Source organism: Photorhabdus viridis (assembly GCF_040256935.1).
GTDB classification, from domain to species: domain Bacteria; phylum Pseudomonadota; class Gammaproteobacteria; order Enterobacterales; family Enterobacteriaceae; genus Photorhabdus; species Photorhabdus viridis.
The window spans coordinates 1-223 of the sequence record NZ_JBEJZY010000610.1 but is presented as its reverse complement, the minus strand read 5'-3'; the positions used below and the strand labels follow the sequence as shown (position 1 = coordinate 223).

The 223-nt window shown below is 58.3% G+C and carries 1 rRNA gene; it reads left to right on the top strand.

Annotation, left to right across the window (positions count from 1 at the left end):
- Positions 1-223 (top strand): 23S ribosomal RNA (locus tag ABR397_RS25805); the annotation flags it as partial.

Here is a 223-nt window from a genome sequence, read left to right as displayed (position 1 = left end):
CCTGTACTGAATGTGACTGCGAAGGGGGGACGGAGAAGGCTAGGCCATCCGGGCGACGGTCGTCCCGGTTTAAGCGTGTAGGTGGGCAGGACAGGCAAATCCGTTCTGCTGCAACACTGAGGCGTGATGACGAGCCGCTACGGCGGTGAAGTGGTTGATGCCCGGCTTCCAGGAAAAGCCTCTAAGCATCAGGTGACATTGAATCGTACCCCAAACCGACACA